The 2,734-nt window shown below is 44.7% G+C and carries 3 protein-coding genes; all 3 read right to left on the reverse strand.

Going from position 1 to position 2,734, the window contains the following annotated elements; translation table 11 throughout:
* Positions 1 to 195 precede the first annotated feature (195 nt).
* The 3 genes from FYJ84_RS14530 to FYJ84_RS14290 all read right to left on the reverse strand — a co-directional run bounded on the left by FYJ84_RS14530 (position 196) and on the right by FYJ84_RS14290 (position 2,555).
* Entirely contained in the window at positions 196 to 753 is a 558-nt protein-coding gene (locus tag FYJ84_RS14530; RefSeq protein ID WP_205764294.1) for a hypothetical protein, read from the reverse strand.
* A gap of 91 nt (positions 754 to 844) precedes the next feature.
* Complete coding sequence (locus FYJ84_RS14535) at positions 845 to 1,252, reverse strand: hypothetical protein (protein ID WP_205764295.1); 408 nt, start codon at positions 1,250 to 1,252, stop codon at positions 845 to 847.
* Between the two features lie 70 nt (positions 1,253 to 1,322).
* Complete coding sequence (locus FYJ84_RS14290) at positions 1,323 to 2,555, reverse strand: DUF4368 domain-containing protein (protein ID WP_455423411.1); 1,233 nt, start codon at positions 2,553 to 2,555, stop codon at positions 1,323 to 1,325.
* Positions 2,556 to 2,734: the final 179 nt, after the last annotated feature.

Here is a 2,734-nt window from a genome sequence, read left to right on the forward strand (position 1 = left end):
GTAGGAATTACGGAAATTAACGCCCACGGAGAGTGTGTAAGTCCTTTTGCCAAGGCAGAAGGCTGTTCTCGTAGAAGTGGGAATCTCCCTCCTCAAACGCCTAGGCGTTAGGAGGGAGTAATTCAATCCCAACCCAAATAATTATAACATGTTGGGAATAAAGTTGGGAATAAAAATATAAAAATTCAAATTTTCTTATAAGGTTTCTTCCTTTCCCTTTGCTTTTTGTGGCATAAGCTTTTCTGAATCTTCTCCAGCAACCTTTGCTTTCAACGCTTCCAGCTTCGCTTTCAGGGACACTCTTTCTATAGGTGCATCTGCATACTGTCTGATGCCCTTATCCTGCTCTGTCCCCACTGTTTTTCCTGCAAGAGGAATATTCTTCGCCGGACGGTCTGCAACCTCTTTTTCACTCTTTGGAGCTTCCGGCTCATCATCCATATCAATCCCATCATTGCCCTTTTCATCCATGTTAAGCAGGGCATTTAATGCAGACAGACGCTCTAACTTCTCTGCAAGCTCTGCTTCCTGTGCAAAGGATTTGGTTACTTCCACCTTTGCGGTTTCAAGCTGATGCTCCACCGTTTCAAGTTTTGTCTGTGCTTCCATAAGCTGCTTTGGCATGGACTCCAGTGCATGGTTGATACAGGAGATATTACCGAGTGGATCTGAACCGACTTCCAGATTGTGTGAAAGCTGTCCTTTCAGGTTCATCACAAATTTGTGGTTGAATGCATCAAAGGATACTGCCATCTAAAAGCCTGCATATTCGCCAATGACCGCAGGGGCATTGACTGTTTTTATTTCTTTGCACATCTCCACAAGGGCTGTTCCGGCTTCTTTTTTATCTGTATAGAGCTTGTTCCCCTACTTTCATGGAAAACTGCTCTTTATCCACCGGAAGATTTGCTTTCGCAGTCTGAATGTCCGCCTGCATCCCGCTGATACGCTCCTTTAAAATCGTGATCTGCTGTGGATAATGCTTTGCAATGTTGTCCTCCAGACGGCATTTCTGACTGGTATGGTTTGCTTTCATGAGCTTTAACTTGGATATCTGAATATCGAGAGCCATCTTTTCCTTAATGTAGGGATTTCCTGTTGCCAGAGCCTTGACCTCCGCATACGTAAGTGCCGCTTCATCCACATCCTCACAGGAACGTACCGGAGATTTACTTGTCATGATCTGACCGATGAATTTCTGCTTGTTCTCAATGAGCTGCCACGAATAACTGTCAAAGGTTCCTTCCGTCACATAGCGTAATATCTTGACCTTTGGATTTAGATTCCCCTGTCGTAAAATACGCTTCTCCTGCTGTTCAATGTCAGTCGGTCATTTTTTGCGGACAGTTCATACATGCTATCCTTTTCTGTTCTCTGCTCCTGCGTTTGCTCTCGTTTGATTTCTCCCTCCGTATCTTCTTGGCACAAGCAGGACAATACCTTGATGCACCAGAGCCCGGGACATATTCAACGCCGCACACCGTACAATTTTTAGCGGGCATTGCTGCCCACCGTTTTGTAGGTATGATATGTAATTCATCGACAAAGCCGATGAATTTATAGTAAATCTTGATTTCCTGCTTCACTGTTCCGTCTGCCATCTTCTCACGCTCCGAAACAAGTATCTTGTCTATGAGTGCGTTTATAACTGTTGCATCCAGTTCTTTTAAGCCTTGATAATTTCGGATAAGGGCGAGGAAGTCACGGATTCCCCGTGATTTCTCGTAGCTTTCATTAAGAGTTTCCGTCACCTCTTTCAGCCTTGCTTCAATTTCAAGCTGCTCTTTCTGGTATTTCCCCGACATCATCTCAAAATTCCGCTCGGTAATACGCTCCATGACCTTATCCTCGTAGAGAGAGGAAAACAGCCTGTCCAGTTCCGCAAGGCGTTTGTTCAGCTTCTTACGTTCTTTCTCTAATGCTTTCGCCCTGCTCTGGTCTGTTTCCGTGAGCCGCTTTTCTATGGCCCTGACCGCCTTTTCATCATTCACTGCCATATCCGCAAAACAGTTGATGTCGGCAAGAACGGCATTGAATAAATCCCTTGCTTCTATATTGTGGGCACTACACTCGCTTCTTCCGTTTCTTGCATAATTATTACATGAATACTGTACACAGTCGATAATCTCTGGGCGTTTCCTCCTGTGTACGTTCATTGCCCGCAGAGCACATCCGCAGTCCACACACTTGATAACGCCTGCAAAAATATTTACAAATCCTCCCTTGTTCTGTGGAAGCCTACGACTTGTAATAAGCTGTTGGACAATATCAAATTCCTCCTGCGTGACTATTCCCTCATGGGTATTGGGTATCACTTCCCATTCTTCGGGCAGCTTAGAGGGGCGTTTCTTGCTTTTCATATTGGCGGCAATCCGTTTGTAGCCTACAAGATTTCCCGCATATATCGGGCTTCTTAAAATGCTCCTCACGCTGTTCCCACTCCAAATATAGCGTTTGTCCTCGTTCCCCTCAAAATGACGTTCAAAGCCTGTTTCGCCACGCTCCGCCGCATAAGCGGCAGGGCGTAGGATATGCTGTTTATTAAGATGTCTGATGCTGTATCATAATTGTTGACACTTTTTACTCGTATATGATGATATATAATACGAGGAAAAGGAGGTGCTTTTCATGGCACGAAATCAGAAACACTATGATACAGATTATAAGGTACAGGCTGTAACTTTAGCTAAGGAAATAGGTCTTAGCAAAGCTGCTCGTGAGCTTGGTCTTGCTC

Source organism: Anaerovibrio slackiae, assembly GCF_009695585.1.
GTDB classification, from domain to species: Bacteria; Bacillota; Negativicutes; order Selenomonadales; family Selenomonadaceae; genus Anaerovibrio; species Anaerovibrio slackiae.